Consider the following 16,750-nt stretch of genomic DNA (forward strand, 5'->3'; position numbering starts at 1 on the left):
CTTTTCAAGCTTATTCTCCCCAAGTGGATTCAAAGTGACCTTTTTGCTCTGATTCTTCAGGCAACTTCATATAATCGCCATAGATCTTTGTCAAATAAGCATCCGGATCAGCATGACCACTGATTTTAATAGTTTCAAAATCAAGGAGTTGTGGCTCCCCAAATACCTCTTTGTAGGCCAATTCTCTCTCGCGATAGGATCCTAAGACATTTCCCACGAGATCACTTGTCTCAAAGTCATATTTTTTAATCGTATTTTGTAACTTTTGATTGATTTTTTCAGTATTTAGTAATTTGTCTAGGTGAAGGATCTTAGAAACCTTCACAATTGAATTTTCAAAGAAACCTCGGTCGCGATTGTGCAATCGATTGATGACAGATATTTTGGAAAGGGCACGGTAATACTTAATTTTATTGGTGTGCAAGAAATAGTGGAAGCCATCTGATGGGTAACCATCTAAAGGAAACACATCGATAAAAGGACTACACACAACCCCACCAAATTCAATTTGAAGTGAGGTATCCATGATAGATGTATTGCCTAAATTATCATCATGGATTCTCAAGATGACATTGCTTGGTAATTCGTTTTGGCAAATTTCCAGAAATTTTTCATAGTCTTTTCTAGGCATGCCCAAATCCATATCGTCATCCCAAGGAATAAAGCCCTTGTGACGAATAGCTCCCAATAAAGTGCCCCCTAAAGCATAGTATCGAAGATTGTGTTTTGTGCAAATCTCAATATACTTTTCTAATAAGGATAGTTCTCCTAATTGAATCTGTCTAACTTTACTCACAGCCTACTTCGCTCCTTCTTTTCTAAGTACAACCTTCACGGTCTTGAGCAGGATCTGAATATCTCTCCAGATCGTCCAACCATCCATATACGCAACGTCGAGTTTGACCACTTCGTCAAAATCTGTAATCTCACTGCGTCCGCTCACTTGCCAAAGGCCTGTAATCCCTGGCTTGAAACTGAGTCGGCGTTTTTGGGCTGGCGTATAGTCTTGGTATTCGTCTACCGTTGGAGGACGAGTTCCGACTAGACTCATATCACCGATCAACACATTGTAAAATTGTGGCAATTCATCCAGACTGGTCTTACGGATAAAGCGTCCGATTGGGGTTACCCGTGGATCGTTTTCCATCTTAAACATGCCACCAGTCATGGTATTTTGTGCCATGAGATCTTTTTTAATCTCTTCGGCATCCACGCGCATGGAGCGGAATTTATAGAAGTTGAAATACCGTCCGTTCTTTCCGACCCGCTTCTGTACAAAGAAGGCAGGGCCGCCATCTTTACGGATTAGAGGGACCAAAACGATACTCACTAGTCCACAAATCAAGAGACCAAAGAGGGCTCCCGCAATATCCAAGAGACGTTTAGCAAAGACGTGACTCGGCTTGTAAAAATTGGTTGAGAAAGTGACGACACTTAGTCCCCCGACTTCTCGAACCCGTTTATTACCCAAGGAAGCGAAGTTAAAGGCATTGAGATTAACCGATACATCGATCCCCATACTCTCAAACTCCGAGACGAAGTCACTAATATTGTAGTCCTCACTTGGCAGATTAATAAACACTTCATCCACCACTTCCTTGGTCACAAAGTTCATCATTTGATCTGGATGCACCACCCGTACACCCGAATGAGCAAAATCCGTATCGTCCATGACGGTGACACCGATCAGTTCCCCATGATAAAGGCTAGGCGAATGCAGAATATCAAATACCTTTTCCATCCGACTGGTCGCTGTGATCAAGAAAATCTTTCGCGAACTTTTCCGTCGTGGTGAAACAGACTTCCGGTATCTCTTGAGCAAGAGATCCATGATATAGACGGAAAACGTATTGAAAAGAAAGAAGTAGATCATCCCCCGACGAGAGATGGAAAAGACCCCATCGAGCATAAAAGAGGTAAAGGTGATCCCAACAGCGAAAAATACGTTGTATTTCAAGACCTGAAAGAGCTCATCTAGATAGCCTCTGCTATAAAAACGATAGGCAATATTGCTAATGTAAAAGGCTACAAAATGCAAGAGATAGAGAATGGCGATCGTCTGTGACGTGTATTCTGCATTCTTAAAAAGACTCACAATGTAAGCTGAAAATAGGACAGCTAAACTTTGAAAGAGAACAATATTTAGTTTTTCCAGTTCAATTCTTTCTTCTCCCATTTTCCCTCAATCCTATTCTTTACTTTTTCCCGTACTCTCCGTAAGATCCATACCCACCGTATGAACCATACTCAGCAGCTTTAATGTTAAATTTATTGAGCACTACTCCTAAGAAAGGTGTGCCTGTTTGTTCTAATTGGTCCTTGGCCTTTTGGACAGCCTTGCGTCCATTGGCACCAGATTCTGTGATCAAGACAGTTCCATCACAGCGTTGGGCGATAATGGCCGCATCGATCACGACCCCGATTGGAGGCGTATCGACAATGATGTAGTCAAAATGCTCACGCAAGGCATCCATCATCACAGTGAAGTTCTTGCTTTGCAAGAGACCTGTTGGGTTTGGCGCGACCTGTCCAGACTCGATGATATCCAAGTTTGGAAAATCAGTCGCATACAAGATTTGGTCCAATTGGCTACGACCAGATAAGAAGTCAGTCAAGCCTTGGATCTTATCCCGACTACGGAAAATCCCTGTCATGACAGAGTTCCGGATATCACAGTCGACCAAGAGGGTCTTGTAACCCGCACGCGCAAAGGCAACGGCCAAGTTGGTTGAAGTGGTTGATTTTCCTTCATTTTCTTGAACAGATGAGATAGCGATGACTTTCAAGTCCACCCCACTCAATTGGATATTCGTCGCAAGGGCATTGAAGTACTCTTCTGCCTTCCGAATTTCTTGTAATTTGTTTTTTGAAATTTCTAACGTATTCATGCGATCCCCAGTCTACAGTTTCTTAATATCTGGCACAACACCAAGTAGGGTCAAGCCCATCAACTCTTCGATATCTTCTGGTCTCTTGACACGATCGTCCAAGACTTCTACTACGACCATGAGAACCACCATGAGGCCTGCTCCAGCAATGAAGCCAAGAAGGACATTGCGTCGGATATTTGGTGAAGAAGGTGATTGAGGCACTTCTGCTTCATCCAAGGTCGTAACATCTGACACCTTGGTCACAGCAATGATCTTTTCAGCTGCTACATTCCGAAGGCCATTGGCAATACGAGCTGCCTCTTTTGGATTTCCGTCCTTAGCCGTAATCGAAAGGATACGAGTATCTGTTGGAACGGATACACTGATCTTTTTCGACAACTCAGCAGGTGTCATATCGAGTTTCAATTCTTCGATGGCTTGGCTCAAGACATTTTGAGAAAGAATGATTTCACGGTAGTCCTTAACCAAGTAAGAACCCGCCTGCAAATCAGAGTTTGTCAAGGCATTGTTGTCTTGGTTTTGACGACTGACCACGTAGATCCGGCTGGTACTTTGGTATTCTTTCTTGGCTAAAAAGGCACTGTAGCCAAATGCTGCGATGGCAAAGACAAGAGCGACCAAAACGATCGAAAACTTGCGTTTCCATAGGGTCTTCAGCATAGCGAAAACATCAATTTCCACTGCTTGATTTTCTTGATTGTTCATTTCCTAATTACTCCTTCATGTGGATCTCTCCACCTGTTTCCTAGTTAGATTAATTCATCCGCTAACAAGAGTTCTTGATTGCTGACAAAGAGAGCTTGTGCTCGTTGTTCTCCGTATTCTTCCTTGATCAAGCGATAGGCTTCTGCCATATAAGGCGGCCGTTTATCTACATTGTGCATATCACTGGCCACAAAGTGTACCAAGTCTTTTTCTAAGAAGTACCGAGCTCGTTTTTTCAGTTGTTTTTGTTCATCCCCAAAGAGGCGAGGCTTGAGAACACTGGAACTATTAATCTGCATGTAGCAGCCCATGTCAATCATCTCTTGCACGCGCTCCTCATTTTTCTCCAAGCACTTGTAGCGCTCGATATGGGCCACCACCGGTGTCACACCTAGATGGAGCAAACGGTCCAAGGCCGTATGAATCTCCTTGTAAGGCGTTCCCATGCTGAATTCAATCAGAGCAAAGCGCGTATCTGCCAAACGTGGAATGATCTTTTCTTCCAGTTTTTTCAAGACATCATTAGTAAAGTAGATCTCTGCCCCGTAATGAATCGTTAAATCTGGCGCGACCTCTGCCGCAATTTTTTTCACTTCTTGAAAATTTTCAGAAATCTTTTCTTCGGGAGTTTCAAACATTCCCTTGCGACGATGAGAAGTGGAGATAATGGTCCGTACCCCTTGGCGATAGCTTTCTTCCAATAAGGCACGCGTATCTTCTCTTGTCTTTGGTCCATCATCCACATCAAAGACGATGTGCGAGTGGATATCAATCATTTTTCTTTTCCTTCCATTACTTTTTGAATGGTTTCCTTAGCCTTGGTCAAGCTGGCTTGATCCAACTCCATGACATAGAGGTTGTAACCAGGCATAGCATAAGACGGCAAGTCATTTCGTCCTTGACCGGTGATCGCTTGAGAAGTCACCTCATAAGAACCACCCGTTTCTAACTGGGTATTGATCAAGTTCATCATAGTCGGCAACTGCATATTGGTTTGGACAGAATCTTGGAGGTTTCCGATAATCTCATTGTAGTTGCTTAAGACCTTGGTAGAGGTCAACTTTTTGATAATGGCCGCAATGACTTTTTCTTGGTTTTTCCCACGGTCATTGTCGCCACCTTGAAGAGAGTAGCGTTCTCGGACAAAACCGAGGGCTTGCTCTGAATTCAAATGAACCTTTCCAACTGGGAAATGGAACTTGCCATGAAGACTCGTGAATTCTTGGTCATTTTCCACATCGATTCCCCCTAGAAGGTCAATCAACTTGAGGAAGGAGGTGAAATTGAGACGAACATAATAGTTGAGCTTGATATCATAGAGATTCTCAAGAGTATGGATCGAAGCATCCACTCCGTAGATCCCCGCGTGGGTCAACTTATCATTTTGGTTGTTACCACCATCTGCAATCGGTACATAGGCATCCCGTGGTGTCGTTGTCAATAGGACTTGCTTGGTCTTCCGATTGACGGTCATGATGATATTGACATCTGAACGAGAAACCGAGGTTACCGGCCCATAGGTATCGATCCCGCTGACATAGATGTTAAAGACATCCGCATTGGCAGATACCTTGCTCGTCGCTGCCACTTCTTTTCGGATCTTGTAGGAATAGATTTTCTTCAACTTCTTCGCATAGTCGGCATCTTCAGCAGCGATAGTATCTTCAAAGGTACTGTTGAGCACCATGGCAGAAGCATTCCCTTCTTGCAGGCTCTTATAGGCATCTAGATAAGTCGGTGCATCCACTACAGAAATTTCCTGACCCTTGGTCTTTTTGATATTGTCCAAGAGGACCGTGAGATTGGCTTCATTATTGTTGCCCTTTGGTGCCACCACTTCCTTGATTTCTTTGATGTCTTTGATGTCACTGTCTTTCTTGACATAGACAGCCATCTCAAACTCTGTATAGTTAGAATGGCCATTGACATTACTCGTCAGATTTAGCAGCTGTTGACTAGCAAACAAAACTCCTGAACTAGCCAATAAGCCGACAAGAAGCAGGACCAAAGTTGTCTTTTTGGCCTGATTTTTGATCACAAACCAAGCTGACAAGAGCAAGAGAACAGCTAGTAGTACCATCACGAGAACATTAACATAGCGAAAAGCCAAGATGTTATTGGCCAACATGGTATAGGTCGCCCAACTCGCGGTCATAAGCAAAAAAATAAGCAATACGGAATTAACGATTCGCAATTGCCCCCACTTATGCTCTGAACGACGACTCCGTCTCTTTTGTGACATAAATACCTCCAATTAGTCCTAATTATATTTATTGTAACATATTTTTAGCAAAAAATGCATTAATTATCACTTTTTTGTCCATTATGGACACTTGGAAAGTAAGCGCTTTCTGAAACAAGCAAAATCCCTTGTATACTTATGCAGAGAATCCAAAAAACCGGGTGAAACACCCGGTTTTTGAAGATCCTACAAAAGATCATCCCGCTTGACTTGCTCAAAACTTTCCTTGCCATCATTGAGCTTGTCCCAGATGACAACCTTTCCTTCTTTCAATGATTTTTGAACATCAATAATCCGCTGGTTGGAAGACCCACGGAACTGCAACATGAGGTTGCGTTTGCTTTTATCATAGCGTCCATCGACCAGGATATCAATCAGCGACAAGAGCTCCAGTTTATCAGGCGTTTCTAACATCATTTCTTCCCAAGTGTAGCCTGTCCATGACCAGATGTCTTTTTCCGGCAATTCTTTCCGAATACGTTTTACAAGGGGTAAAAGAATACCTGTATTAAGAAATGGCTCTCCTCCTAGCAAGGTTAAGCCTTGAACATAGGGTTGGGCCAGATCGGCCATGATCTGCTCTTCTAACTCCTTGGTATAGGGAATACCAGCATTGAAAGACCAGGTCGCTACATTGTAACAACCCTCACAGTGAAACATACAGCCAGCCACATAAAGGGAGTTGCGCACTCCTTCGCCATCGACAAAGTTAAAAGCCTTGTAATCGATGATTCGCCCTTTACTCAGCTCCTCACTCTTCCACTCTCCTGGTTTTGGTGTATTCCATGTCATCCTTCTAGTCCACCTCTATCCAATACCGCTCCGTTCCATTACGAACATCTTCAAATTGACCGCCATTAGCTAAAATAACAGCTCGGCTGGCAGGATTTTCCGTGCTACAAGTCACCAGAGCACGATGAATGTTCTTTTCTTTAGCCACTTGCAGACCTTGATGAAGAGCTTCTTTTGCATAGCCCTTGCCCCTTTCAGAGGGACGGATGGAGTAGCCAATGTGGCCACCCTCCTCCAGGAGATATGCACTCAGGCGCAAGCGGAGATTGAGAAAGCCAACCGCTTGACCGTCTCTTGCAAAAGCGACTAACTGAACAGCAGGAACCCAACCTTCCGGAATTCCTAGCCCCATTTCCATGTCACGATTACTTTCCAACCAGGCTTCGTAAACAAAAGCTTCAGCATCCCAAAAGCCGCCGTCATGAGCCGATTGGGTCTCTTCGAACTCTGCCACCATGCTTAGAATGGTTTCTTTATCTGCTAAAGTTGGTCTACGTAGTTCCATCTTTACCTCCCCCCATACGAGAAAAGCGAGAGCGGACTCTCACTTCACAACATAAACAATCATTTTTAATAAAATGAGTTAATAAATACTGAATCAATAAGGTGACGCTTATTTATTAAACTTTTTTTAGAATCCCGTGGGAAAAATGCCTGAAACTAACAAGTTTCAGGCATCCGGAATTATTGAGACCCTAGGCTCAATAATTAGTCATGGAACTTCTTCGAAGTTCGCTGACGTCCGTACCCACCCAAGGAAAGTCTCAAAAGAGAATTTCATCTTCAATATGAAGCGAGAACTCTCACTTTTATTTTTTCTTAGCCTTTTTTAGAAATTGTTCTCTCAGGCTGGCTACTCGGTCTTTTTTATTGATTCCACCCTTTGAATGCTTCTCGTGGAATCGTTGAACCTGAGCCTTGCCTTTATCATCTAATTGGTATTTTCCCATAATGTCCTTTTCTAATCTGTCACTTGGTGTCCAGCTGATTTGATAGTGGATCCATTCATGTGTTTGACCCGTGCAGCGATTTCCTTATGACGGCCATTGACCATGGGACGAGCTTGCGGGTTTCCTAGATAACCACAGGTCCGTTTGACCACATCAACCGTTTTCGGATCGCTATTACCACAGTTTGGACAAGCAAATCCGCGCTCAGTCGGCGTGAAATCTCCTTCAAAATCACACTTGTAACAACGGTCAATCGGCGTATTGGTTCCGAGATAACCGACCCGGTCATAGGCATAATCCCAAACCGCTTCAAGGGCTTTTGGATTTTGTTGGAGCACAGGGTATTCACAATAGTGGATAAAGCCACCAGACGCACCTGCTTCAGGATAAACTTTCTCAAAATCCAACTTCTCAAATGGCGTTGGGTTCTTACGAACATCGTAGTGGAAACTATTGGTGTAGTATTCCTTGTCTGTGATATCCGGAACCTTACCAAATTTCTCCGTATCTAGGCGACAGAAGCGGTCTGTCAAGCTTTCTGACGGAGTCGAATAGATAGAGAAGTGGTAATCATACTGGTCAGACCATTCTTCCACACGCGCTTTCATATCCTTGATAATATCGATCGTGAATTGTTTGGCTTCTGAATTGTGTTCCCAATTTGGACCATAAAAGACGGTTGCGACTTCATAGAGTCCGATATAGCCCAGAGAAACAGTTGCTCTGCGATGACGGAAGAGCTGATCTACCTGGTCATACTTGCCCAAGCGTTTTCCGAAAGCCCCATATTGGTAGAGAATCGGCGCATTAGCTGGTGTCGCTTCTTTGGTGCGTTCCACCCGGTAAACCAAGGCATCTTCAGCGATGTTCATCCGTTCATTAAAGATTTGCCAGAACTTCTCCTTGTCTCCGCCTGATTCCAAGGCAATCCGAGGTAAATTGACTGTCACAACCCCTAGGTTCATCCGGCCAGAATTAACTTCCACACCATTCTCGTCCTTCCAACCTTGAAGGAAAGAGCGACATCCCATCGGCACCTTGAAGGAGCCTGTCAACTCGACAATCTTGTCATAAGACAAAACGTCTGGATACATACGCTTCGTTGCACATTCCAAGGCCAATTGCTTGATATCATAGTTAGGAGTTCCAAGTTCTAGGTTGAGCCCCCGCTTAAGGGTAAAGATCAGTTTTGGAAAGATAGCGGTCCGATGTTCCGATCCAAGTCCCTTGATTCTGATTTCCAAAATCGCCTTTTGGATTTCCCGCTCGAAGCGATTGGTCCCAAGACCAAAACCAAGCGAAGTAAAGGGAGTTTGTCCGTTTGAGGTAAAGAGGGTATTGATCTCATATTCCAGCGATTGCATGGCATCATAGATATCTTTTTGAGTCTTGCTCCAAGCATAGTCCTCCTGCTTTTCAGGAAGCACCCACTCTTTGGCATCTGCCAAGTGTTTTTGGTAGTTCTTTTCTGCATAAGGGGCCAGGACCTCATCGATCCGGTCAGCTGAGCACCCCCCGTACTGACTAGAAGCTACATTGGCAATAATCTGCGAGATTTGAGCCGTTGCAGTTTGGATAGACTTAGGACTTTCTACTTCTGCATTCCCAATCTTAAAGCCATTTCTGAGCATGCCTTCAAAATCGATCAAACAGCAGTTGGTCATCGGTGTATAAGGGCTATAGTCCAAATCATGGTAGTGGATATCCCCTTTTTGGTGGGCATTGGCTACGTGTTTAGGCAACATTTTAAGACCAATAGACTTACCAACGATCCCCGCCGTCAAATCCCGTTGCGTATTAAAGACATCGCTGTCCTTATTGGCATTTTCATTGACAACCGCTTGGTCCTTGTTGAGGAGTTTTCCAATCGTAAAGTTGATATCCGTCGCTTTTGAGCGCTCAAAATCCCGCTGAGTCCGATAAGTAATGTAGCTCTCAGCAATCGCATATTCGTTGGCTTGAAGCAATTCATGTTCAACAACGTTTTGGATCTCATAGATCTTCACGCCATTTGGAAAACGTTCCAAGATCTCTGCGATCACACGATCGACAATGGCTTCTAGTTTGGCTTCCATCACTGGAGTGAGAGAAGTCACTTCTTCTGTCGCCTTCAACAAGGCTTTATAAATTTTTTCAACATCGAATTGAACACGACGGCCATCTCGTTTTTCAACAAAAATATCCGGGGCCATTCTCAGTTTTTCTTCTCTCAAGGTGATCATACCAAACATGCCTCTCTTCATTTATTTACATACAAGTTGTATTATACCACTCCAAAAATAAAAATCAATATCTTGTGGTGAAAATTCTAAAAAACTTTCTAAAACACAAGATATTGATTTTCTTAAGAGCGTTGATAGAGTTTGAAATGACGGTATTTCTTCTCAACCAGACGATAATTTTCTTTGAGCAAGTCCTTCATATTGGAGGTCAACTCCACCTGATTGTTGACCACAATATACTTCGGTTCAGACCGATCGATTTGTTGGATCACATTGGTCCGATTTTCATTAATTCCCAGATAAGACATTGGGGTCAATAAGGCAGAAGCTGCCAAACGATCACTTTCTTGATAGAGAGTAGCTGTCGCATCCCAAGCATAAATGGTATCTTTCGACTTGGTGTGATTTTTAATGTAGCTGGCAATAGCGCTCCGTTCACTGGATTGACCAGACTGAAGCACAACATCTTGAACCACCGGATTCGCCAACAGATAGACAAGGGCTACTAGCGGTAAGAAAACTTGGCTTGTAAAGTAAGCGGCCCAAACTTCCTTGTTTTTCTTCTTCCGACCACGACGTTCGATCCCATCGTTTTCTTCCCCATCTCGTGAGAACCAGATCGCAAACAAAGGAAGAACAAATGGCAACATTGGCAACAATTGGTAAGCGCCTTGCTCCGGAAGACCAATAGACACGATGAGGACTACCAGGCTACCTGCCCATCCCATAAAGCGGAAGATCCGGCGAGCACTGCTATTTTGCTTCGTAAAGGACATCAAAAAGGCAGAGACCAGACCAAAGGCCAGCGCCAACAGTCCATAATAAATGGCATTACTGAAGGTCTGTCCATTGCTAAAATTCAAGGCATTAAAGACATAGGTTACTTGGTTAATGGCATAGCCAAAAGTCTGATTCAAAACGGTGATATAGCCAATTGGATAAAAGACGAGTGAAAAACCAAGGAGAGCTGCTAGCAGTTGATAAAAGCCACGCGCCCATCTCTTCTGCTTGATGTTAAAGGCTGTTAATCCAAGGAAGGCCAACAAATAAAACAAGGCACTGGTCATCGGATCAATCAGGAAAGCCACAGCTGCAATCGCACCATAAAGGATAAAGCCTTCATCCTTACGATGCCCAATCAAATAAGCCAAAATGAAATTCATGCTGGCAAATAGGATTGGAAGGCTAAAGAGAGTCACATAAGTCCCTCCAAAACCAAGGCCTAACACCAAGAAATAAAAGAGTAACTGGACATTCTTCGCTGTATCTTTATCAGACACCAGCAAGCGCACAACCCGATAGAGGTAAGTCCCCGCAAAGAAGAGGGCAATCGCTTGAAGGATCATCAAGATCCAATGTCCACCAGCTAAACTTCCCAACCAGTTGATTGCATAATAGAGCAGACCATTGGTTCCGTAAAAATCACCAAACGGTACTTGACCCTTGGTCATTGCCCAGCCAGCATACAAGTTTTGAGATTGTTGATTGGTTGCAAAACGGGTTAAAAATGGCACCCCGACATGCAGTAAACTAATCAAGAGACTCAACACAAAAGGAATCGCTAGGGGCACTGGACGCTTGGATTGACGACGGATCGGCTCAACTGCCACATCTGCTTCTAGCTCTTCCGTATTCTCTTCTACCTTAGATGCTTCCGCTTTTGCCGCTTCAACTCCCGCCTTACGCGAACGACGACTCATCCGACTGAGCGTTTGCTCCGCTTCCTGTTCAGATTCTTGTGTAGGTTCTGCTACTGCTTCTGGCTTGGCATCACTAATTTCCTCTGATGCCTCCATTGCAACCGGCTCCTCCAAGACTTCTGCCTGCTGGCTATGAGTCGGCTCTTCTTCACGAAAGACTGATTTATCTAGCACTTCGCGAATTTCACGTGTATCCTGAAAACTGTCTCCCACGTGAAGCCCTAACTTTTTCGAAGTCATTTCTTGCTCTTTTTCGCTCATTCTTTTTCCTTTTCTTCGCTATTCCTCTGCTCTTTCCTTTTAGAAAAAAGCCCATTATCTTCTCTAGTATACCAAATTCTGCCGACCATGTCAGCCTCTTGCCACATAGTCCTATGGAAAAAGAGTCAGGCATCTCGATTCCTGACTCTGATTTTCGTTTTTATACATTTACAACATCGGTGCGAACAATTGCATAATTTCCTTGATTAAGCTTTGGTGCCATGTAAAGCGGAAGGTATCCTCTGTAATTTCTTGAGACACTTCAAAGATATGGTCAAAGTCCTCACGAATCTTTTTCAAGGCAGGCGTCCGATACATCCAGACAGCATTTTCATAGTGATGGACCAAACTGCGGTAATCAAAGTTAATCGACCCTACAACCGCCATTTCATCATCGGCAAGAACTTGCTTACTGTGGACAAAACCAGGTGTGTACTCATAGATTTTCACACCAGCGTCCATCAGATCCAAGTATGCCCCACGGGTTACGATTTGGATCAATTTTTTATCCGGAATATACGGGGTCACGATGCGAACATCCACCCCACGAAGGGCCGCATTGCGGATATCTTCTGTCAAATCATAATCGATGATCAAGTAAGGAGTCGTGATATAGACGTAATCCGTCGCCTGGTTAATCATATTTTGATAGACTGTCTTTCCAACCTGCGACTTGTAAATCGGTTTTGGTCCACTCCCATAGGGAATGTAGAGCCCTTCTCCTTCGACCGCCTTATTTTCAATATGGTAGCGGTCAAAATCCTCGATTTCCCCACGGTTGATGTACCAGTTCATGAGGAAGAGTCGCGTTAAGGCCTTAACAGCTCGTCCATCTAAACGAATGGCACTGTCCTTCCAGTGACCAAACCGCTCAATGTGGTTGATGTACTCGTCTGCCAAATTGACACCACCCGTATAGCCGATCTGGCCATCAATGACCAAGATCTTACGGTGGTCTCGGTTGTTATAAGCCACTGTTAGACGGGGGATCACCTTGTTAAACTTATGGGCATCAATCCCCATCTTTCGCAATCGTTTGGTATAGTTCCCAGCCAAGGTTGCCATACAGCCGATGTCGTCATAAAGGAGTTTGACTTCGACCCCCTCTTTCACTTTCTGCTCTAAAATCTCTAGGATACTGTTCCACATCAAGCCCTCATCAATGATGTAAAACTCGATGAAGATAAATTTTTTCGCCGCTCTCAGATCCTCTAGTAGTTGCTCATACATCTCCTCCCCTAGAGGGTAAAAGGTTGATGCCGTCCCATTGTAGAGATCCGCATTGTGATCCATGGATAAAATCGACTTGACCAAGCCATAAACCGCCTTGCTTTCTTGCTTGAGCTCCTTACGCAACTGATGACTATTGTCCTCTCGAAACTTCATGGACTCCATATTTTTCAGCTGGATCATTTCCTTTTTGGACAAACGTCGCTCTCCAAACATGAGGTATAAAAGCGATCCAAAGACAGGAATGACGGCAATCAAGAGCCAGGTCACCTTATTTTCAGGCGGGGTATTTCGATTAACAATAGCTAAGATTGTCGACACATATAAGAGCCCAATGACTGCAACAGATAGCCAATGAGGGAACCATCTATTGAGCCAGAAGAAGGCCGCAAAGGATGCCCATAGTTCAAAGCCCATAAACAAAATACTAAATCCATATTTGGACATTAATAGACGTAATTTTCTAAAGGTCACAGCATCCTCCTTTTTTCTTTCTACTAGTATACCAATTCTTTTTACCCGTTGCAACGACCAACCAAGCCCCTTCTAGACAAACAAAAAGAGAGTGGGACAAAAGTCCTAGCCTCTCAATTATTTTTGGATTGTCGAGCAAGACGCAGTGGTTGAGTGGGCTCTACTACGCTGATTTCGTCAGCTTTTTCAACCCTACTCAACTTTGCGGAGGTAGGACGACGAAATCGAATTCTAACGAATTACCGATTTCTGTCCCACTCTCTCTTGTCTCGTCCCTTATTGCTTGGTCAGGACAATAATTCCTTGATCATCCTCTGCTTGTTCCAAGTCTTCTAGCGACAACTGATTTCCTTCGATCCGATAGCGATAAGGCTCATCTCCGATACGCATGGATTGATTGACCGGATCAATACTAACCTCTTTGGCCTCTTCTTCTCCATCAGCATCTTGCACCGTAAACGTGCCTTTTCGACCCGTCACCACCAAGAGGATCGTATTTTCCTCGTCCTGTCCACGATAACTGCCATCTATGGACACCCCTTCTTTCTGTTCTTCACTCGCTGACGTCACAGTCTGTGATGAAGCAGACGTCTGTTTGCTCGAAGTCTGTGTCGCTTTTTCTTGCTGGCTACAAGCAGTCAGGAAAAGGGCTACTGCCAAGGTCATTATAGACATGATTTTTTTCATTAAGATCGACTCCTTTCGCCATAACCGTATACCATCTACCACCAGTATACGCCAAGAAAGTCTTTAGGTCAATTGTTTACCCCTCTAATAAAAATGCCCTTACTTCCGCAATAAAATACAAGGATCCTGTCACAAATAAGACTTCATCTGAAGGACTCTGATCCATAAATTCTTTGATATAGGCCTTGTAGTCAGCTACATAGGGCAGGTCTTGTCGGTCGCCTTGTGCCACCACTTCCCCGTAATGGAAGGTCGTCAAAATCAATTCAGCTTCCGGCAATCCCGCTTGAAGCGTTTGGAGCATCCCGCTATAATCTTTTCGCTTGAGGGCTCCAAATAAAATCTTCACGCGCTTTCCTGCTAAGCTATTGGCAAACTCGATCAAGCGCAACATAGCATGTGGATTATGGGCGCCATCCAGATACACCTGGTCACCAAACAACTCTAGACGTCCCGGCCACCGCGTCTCTTGCAAGGCGTGCTTGACCTGATCTATATCCACTTCTTGATCTAGGCCCTCCATATAGAGGAAAAAGGCCTCCAGAGCTACTGCAGCATTTTCCCGTTGGTAATCACCCTTCAAGCTTAGAGACGGCAAGACAAGTTCCACGCTTTCATTCCAAAAGCGATCCTGCTCTATGCCAAAATCTTTCTGGAAGGCGTGGAGAGCCACAGCCAATTGCTCCGCTTTTTCTTGACAAACAGCTATAGCATCATCCGACAAGGGACCCACCACAGCTTTCTTGCCCTTCTTAAAGATCCCTGCCTTTTGCTGGGCGATTTCCGCAATCGTCCCTCCCAGTGTTTCCTGGTGATCGAGGCCAACCGAAGTGATCACTGCGATTTCTCCTGTCACTACATTGGTGGTATCTAGTAACCCTCCGATGCCAACTTCCAATAAGACCACGTCCACTGCTTGTTCCTTAAAATACAAGAGGGCCATGAGGCAGATAATCTCAAAATAAGAGAGTTGGTCTTGGGTTTGAAGTAAGGTCTGCTCCATTTGTTGGACTTCTTGGCCAATCCGAGTAAAATCTTCATCTGAAATCGGCCGATCCCCAATACAAATCCGGTCATGGATACTGATCATATGAGGAGAAGTAAAGGTCCCAACTTTCTTTCCGTGAGCCATCAATAATTGACGCAGAAAGGCGATTGTGGATCCCTTCCCATTGGTTCCTGTCACATGAAGGATCGGATAAGCCTTATCCGGCCTCCCTAAAAGGCTCACTGCCTGCTCCATACGATCCAGTCCCGATCGAAAATTCAGACCGATCCGACTATTCATCCATTGCTCAATCTTATTCACATCTTCCTCCTAAAAGAAAAAAGCGACAAAACCTCTTCTGACGTTTGCGCTCCTTTCTTTCGTAGTTATTTCTTTCTCATTTTTACAGCAAGTCCATCGGACTTACCAACTCTTTCTAGTTTCTAGGAGTTGAGGTAAAAACATCCACTGGATGTTTTTACTCCTCCATAAAGCTGTTGAAGACTTCTTCGATCATATCCCATTCTGCATCTGAGTCTTCTGGGATTGGTTGAAGGTCGCCTTCTGTTCCGTCTTCGTTTTCTGTAAATGAATAAGCTTGGATTTCAACTTCGCCGTTTTCATCTTCTTCTGCATTTGCAGGGATCAAAAGGACATAGTTTTTCCCAAATTCTTCTTTGCCATCAATGGTCAAAAGAATTTCAAACAAGGTTTCATTTCCTTGTTCGTCCACCAATGTGATTAATTCACGTTCTTCATGGTCGTGGTTATGATCATGTGCCATACTATTCTTCCTCGTTTTCTTTCTAAAAATTGCGATCTAAATAATTTTGTAAAATAAGCTGCGCCGCTAACTTATCAATAACTTTTTTGCGTTTGCTACGGCTAATATCTGCTTGCTCAATCAACATCCGCTCTGCAGCAACTGTTGTCAACCGTTCATCTTGGTAGTCGACTGGCAACCCAAACTTTTCAGCAATCATTGCGCCATAAGCCTGACTGGCTTCCACACGCGGTCCGCTTGTGTTGTTCATGTTTTTCGGCAAGCCCACAACAAAACGGTCTACCTTGTATTGAGCCACTAATTCGGCCAAGCGCTCCAAACCGAATTCTTTTTTGTCTTCATCGATTTGGATGATTTCAAGACCCTGAGCTGTAAAACCGAGAGGATCACTCACAGCAACCCCGACGGTCTTTGAACCAACATCCAATCCCATAATTCTCATTAGAGGTCTATTCCTTGCCCTTTCAAATAATAACGTACCAATTCTTCCACGATCTCATCTCGTTCATATTTACGAATTTGGTTCCGTGCATTATTATAACGAGGTACATAGGCAGGATCACCACTGAGTACGTATCCTACGATTTGATTAATTGGATTGTAGCCTTTTTCATCCAGCGACAAGTAAACATCTTTCAAGGTCTCGCTAATTTCCTTACGATTTGAATCATCAAGATTAAAACGTACTGTTTCATCTGTAAATCCCACAAGAACACCCTCTTTCCTTAGAATATTACTATTATACCATAATTAAGAGTTTTCCACAACGGCCAAGCCCTTGATTTTACGGCTTTTTCAAGCATTTTTGAGCTATTTTAGCTAAA

17 protein-coding genes are annotated in these 16,750 nt (G+C 43.9%); all 17 read right to left on the reverse strand.

The genetic code is table 11. The features are described from left to right. Positions 1-10: 10 nt before the first annotated feature. Positions 11-796 carry a phosphorylcholine transferase LicD gene (locus NML76_RS07565; RefSeq protein WP_023919863.1) on the reverse strand — a complete coding sequence of 262 codons (786 nt, stop codon included), beginning with the start codon at positions 794-796 and terminating at the stop codon, positions 11-13. Between the two features lie 3 nt (positions 797-799). After that, positions 800-2,176, reverse strand: coding sequence for a sugar transferase (locus NML76_RS07570; protein WP_201087990.1), 1,377 nt, complete (start codon positions 2,174-2,176; stop codon positions 800-802). A gap of 19 nt (positions 2,177-2,195) precedes the next feature. Further along, the gene (locus NML76_RS07575; RefSeq protein ID WP_021154082.1) at positions 2,196-2,888 is read right to left on the reverse strand and encodes a tyrosine-protein kinase; all 693 of its coding nucleotides are present in this window, start codon (positions 2,886-2,888) and stop codon (positions 2,196-2,198) included. Between the two features lie 12 nt (positions 2,889-2,900). After that, the gene (locus NML76_RS07580; protein ID WP_254733237.1) at positions 2,901-3,596 is read right to left on the reverse strand and encodes a Wzz/FepE/Etk N-terminal domain-containing protein; all 696 of its coding nucleotides are present in this window, start codon (positions 3,594-3,596) and stop codon (positions 2,901-2,903) included. 44 nt (positions 3,597-3,640) lie between these two features. Continuing rightward, entirely contained in the window at positions 3,641-4,372 is a 732-nt protein-coding gene (cps4B, locus tag NML76_RS07585; RefSeq protein ID WP_031574381.1) for a capsular polysaccharide biosynthesis protein Cps4B, read from the reverse strand. After that, positions 4,369-5,838 (reverse strand): LCP family protein, encoded by a 1,470-nt coding sequence (locus NML76_RS07590; RefSeq protein ID WP_254733238.1) that lies wholly within the window; start codon positions 5,836-5,838, stop codon positions 4,369-4,371. The genes cps4B and NML76_RS07590 overlap by 4 nt, the downstream gene beginning before the upstream one ends. A gap of 186 nt (positions 5,839-6,024) precedes the next feature. After that, positions 6,025-6,630, reverse strand: a complete 606-nt coding sequence (nrdG, locus tag NML76_RS07595) for an anaerobic ribonucleoside-triphosphate reductase activating protein (protein ID WP_070594635.1) — start codon at positions 6,628-6,630, stop codon at positions 6,025-6,027. A 4-nt stretch (positions 6,631-6,634) separates the two neighbouring features. Beyond that, positions 6,635-7,135: a GNAT family N-acetyltransferase gene (locus NML76_RS07600; RefSeq protein WP_024055168.1), complete on the reverse strand. Its 501-nt coding sequence runs from the start codon at positions 7,133-7,135 to the stop codon at positions 6,635-6,637. Between the two features lie 304 nt (positions 7,136-7,439). Next, complete coding sequence (locus tag NML76_RS07605; RefSeq protein ID WP_024055167.1) at positions 7,440-7,580, reverse strand: hypothetical protein; 141 nt, start codon at positions 7,578-7,580, stop codon at positions 7,440-7,442. 11 nt (positions 7,581-7,591) lie between these two features. Then, positions 7,592-9,802, reverse strand: coding sequence for an anaerobic ribonucleoside-triphosphate reductase (gene nrdD / locus NML76_RS07610; RefSeq protein WP_024055166.1), 2,211 nt, complete (start codon positions 9,800-9,802; stop codon positions 7,592-7,594). Positions 9,803-9,924: 122 nt separating this feature from the next. After that, the gene (locus NML76_RS07615) at positions 9,925-11,763 is read right to left on the reverse strand and encodes an MFS transporter (RefSeq protein WP_049515848.1); all 1,839 of its coding nucleotides are present in this window, start codon (positions 11,761-11,763) and stop codon (positions 9,925-9,927) included. A 168-nt stretch (positions 11,764-11,931) separates the two neighbouring features. Further along, positions 11,932-13,467, reverse strand: coding sequence for a cardiolipin synthase (gene cls / locus NML76_RS07620; RefSeq protein ID WP_049515846.1), 1,536 nt, complete (start codon positions 13,465-13,467; stop codon positions 11,932-11,934). Positions 13,468-13,743: 276 nt separating this feature from the next. Continuing rightward, the gene (locus NML76_RS07625; RefSeq protein WP_049515005.1) at positions 13,744-14,154 is read right to left on the reverse strand and encodes an SP_0198 family lipoprotein; all 411 of its coding nucleotides are present in this window, start codon (positions 14,152-14,154) and stop codon (positions 13,744-13,746) included. Between the two features lie 76 nt (positions 14,155-14,230). Then, the gene (locus NML76_RS07630) at positions 14,231-15,463 is read right to left on the reverse strand and encodes a folylpolyglutamate synthase/dihydrofolate synthase family protein (protein WP_254733239.1); all 1,233 of its coding nucleotides are present in this window, start codon (positions 15,461-15,463) and stop codon (positions 14,231-14,233) included. A 157-nt stretch (positions 15,464-15,620) separates the two neighbouring features. Next, on the reverse strand, positions 15,621-15,926 hold the full coding sequence (locus NML76_RS07635) for a DUF1292 domain-containing protein (protein WP_003001941.1): 306 nt from the start codon (positions 15,924-15,926) through the stop codon (positions 15,621-15,623). A gap of 22 nt (positions 15,927-15,948) precedes the next feature. Next, on the reverse strand, positions 15,949-16,368 hold the full coding sequence (gene ruvX, locus NML76_RS07640; protein ID WP_023919889.1) for a Holliday junction resolvase RuvX: 420 nt from the start codon (positions 16,366-16,368) through the stop codon (positions 15,949-15,951). Continuing rightward, complete coding sequence (locus NML76_RS07645; protein ID WP_003002070.1) at positions 16,368-16,634, reverse strand: IreB family regulatory phosphoprotein; 267 nt, start codon at positions 16,632-16,634, stop codon at positions 16,368-16,370. The genes ruvX and NML76_RS07645 overlap by 1 nt, the downstream gene beginning before the upstream one ends. Positions 16,635-16,750 lie beyond the last annotated feature (116 nt).

It is taken from the genome of Streptococcus sp. CF8_Ac1-9 (assembly GCF_024295565.1).
Taxonomy (GTDB): domain Bacteria; phylum Bacillota; class Bacilli; order Lactobacillales; family Streptococcaceae; genus Streptococcus; species Streptococcus parasanguinis_X.

What these genes read in the sequence shown, in the direction of transcription:
- NML76_RS07570 (WP_201087990.1), bottom strand. Translation starts at nt 2,176, where the DNA reads ATGGGAGAAGAAAGAATTGAACTGGAAAAACTAAATATTGTTCTCTTT.
- NML76_RS07575 (WP_021154082.1), bottom strand. Translation starts at nt 2,888, where the DNA reads ATGAATACGTTAGAAATTTCAAAAAACAAATTACAAGAAATTCGGAAG.
- NML76_RS07580 (WP_254733237.1), bottom strand. Translation starts at nt 3,596, where the DNA reads ATGAACAATCAAGAAAATCAAGCAGTGGAAATTGATGTTTTCGCTATG.
- cps4B (WP_031574381.1), bottom strand. Translation starts at nt 4,372, where the DNA reads ATGATTGATATCCACTCGCACATCGTCTTTGATGTGGATGATGGACCA.
- NML76_RS07590 (WP_254733238.1), bottom strand. Translation starts at nt 5,838, where the DNA reads ATGTCACAAAAGAGACGGAGTCGTCGTTCAGAGCATAAGTGGGGGCAA.
- nrdG (WP_070594635.1), bottom strand. Translation starts at nt 6,630, where the DNA reads ATGACATGGAATACACCAAAACCAGGAGAGTGGAAGAGTGAGGAGCTG.
- NML76_RS07600 (WP_024055168.1), bottom strand. Translation starts at nt 7,135, where the DNA reads ATGGAACTACGTAGACCAACTTTAGCAGATAAAGAAACCATTCTAAGC.
- NML76_RS07605 (WP_024055167.1), bottom strand. Translation starts at nt 7,580, where the DNA reads ATGGGAAAATACCAATTAGATGATAAAGGCAAGGCTCAGGTTCAACGA.
- nrdD (WP_024055166.1), bottom strand. Translation starts at nt 9,802, where the DNA reads ATGATCACCTTGAGAGAAGAAAAACTGAGAATGGCCCCGGATATTTTT.
- NML76_RS07615 (WP_049515848.1), bottom strand. Translation starts at nt 11,763, where the DNA reads ATGAGCGAAAAAGAGCAAGAAATGACTTCGAAAAAGTTAGGGCTTCAC.
- NML76_RS07625 (WP_049515005.1), bottom strand. Translation starts at nt 14,154, where the DNA reads ATGAAAAAAATCATGTCTATAATGACCTTGGCAGTAGCCCTTTTCCTG.
- NML76_RS07635 (WP_003001941.1), bottom strand. Translation starts at nt 15,926, where the DNA reads ATGGCACATGATCATAACCACGACCATGAAGAACGTGAATTAATCACA.
- ruvX (WP_023919889.1), bottom strand. Translation starts at nt 16,368, where the DNA reads ATGAGAATTATGGGATTGGATGTTGGTTCAAAGACCGTCGGGGTTGCT.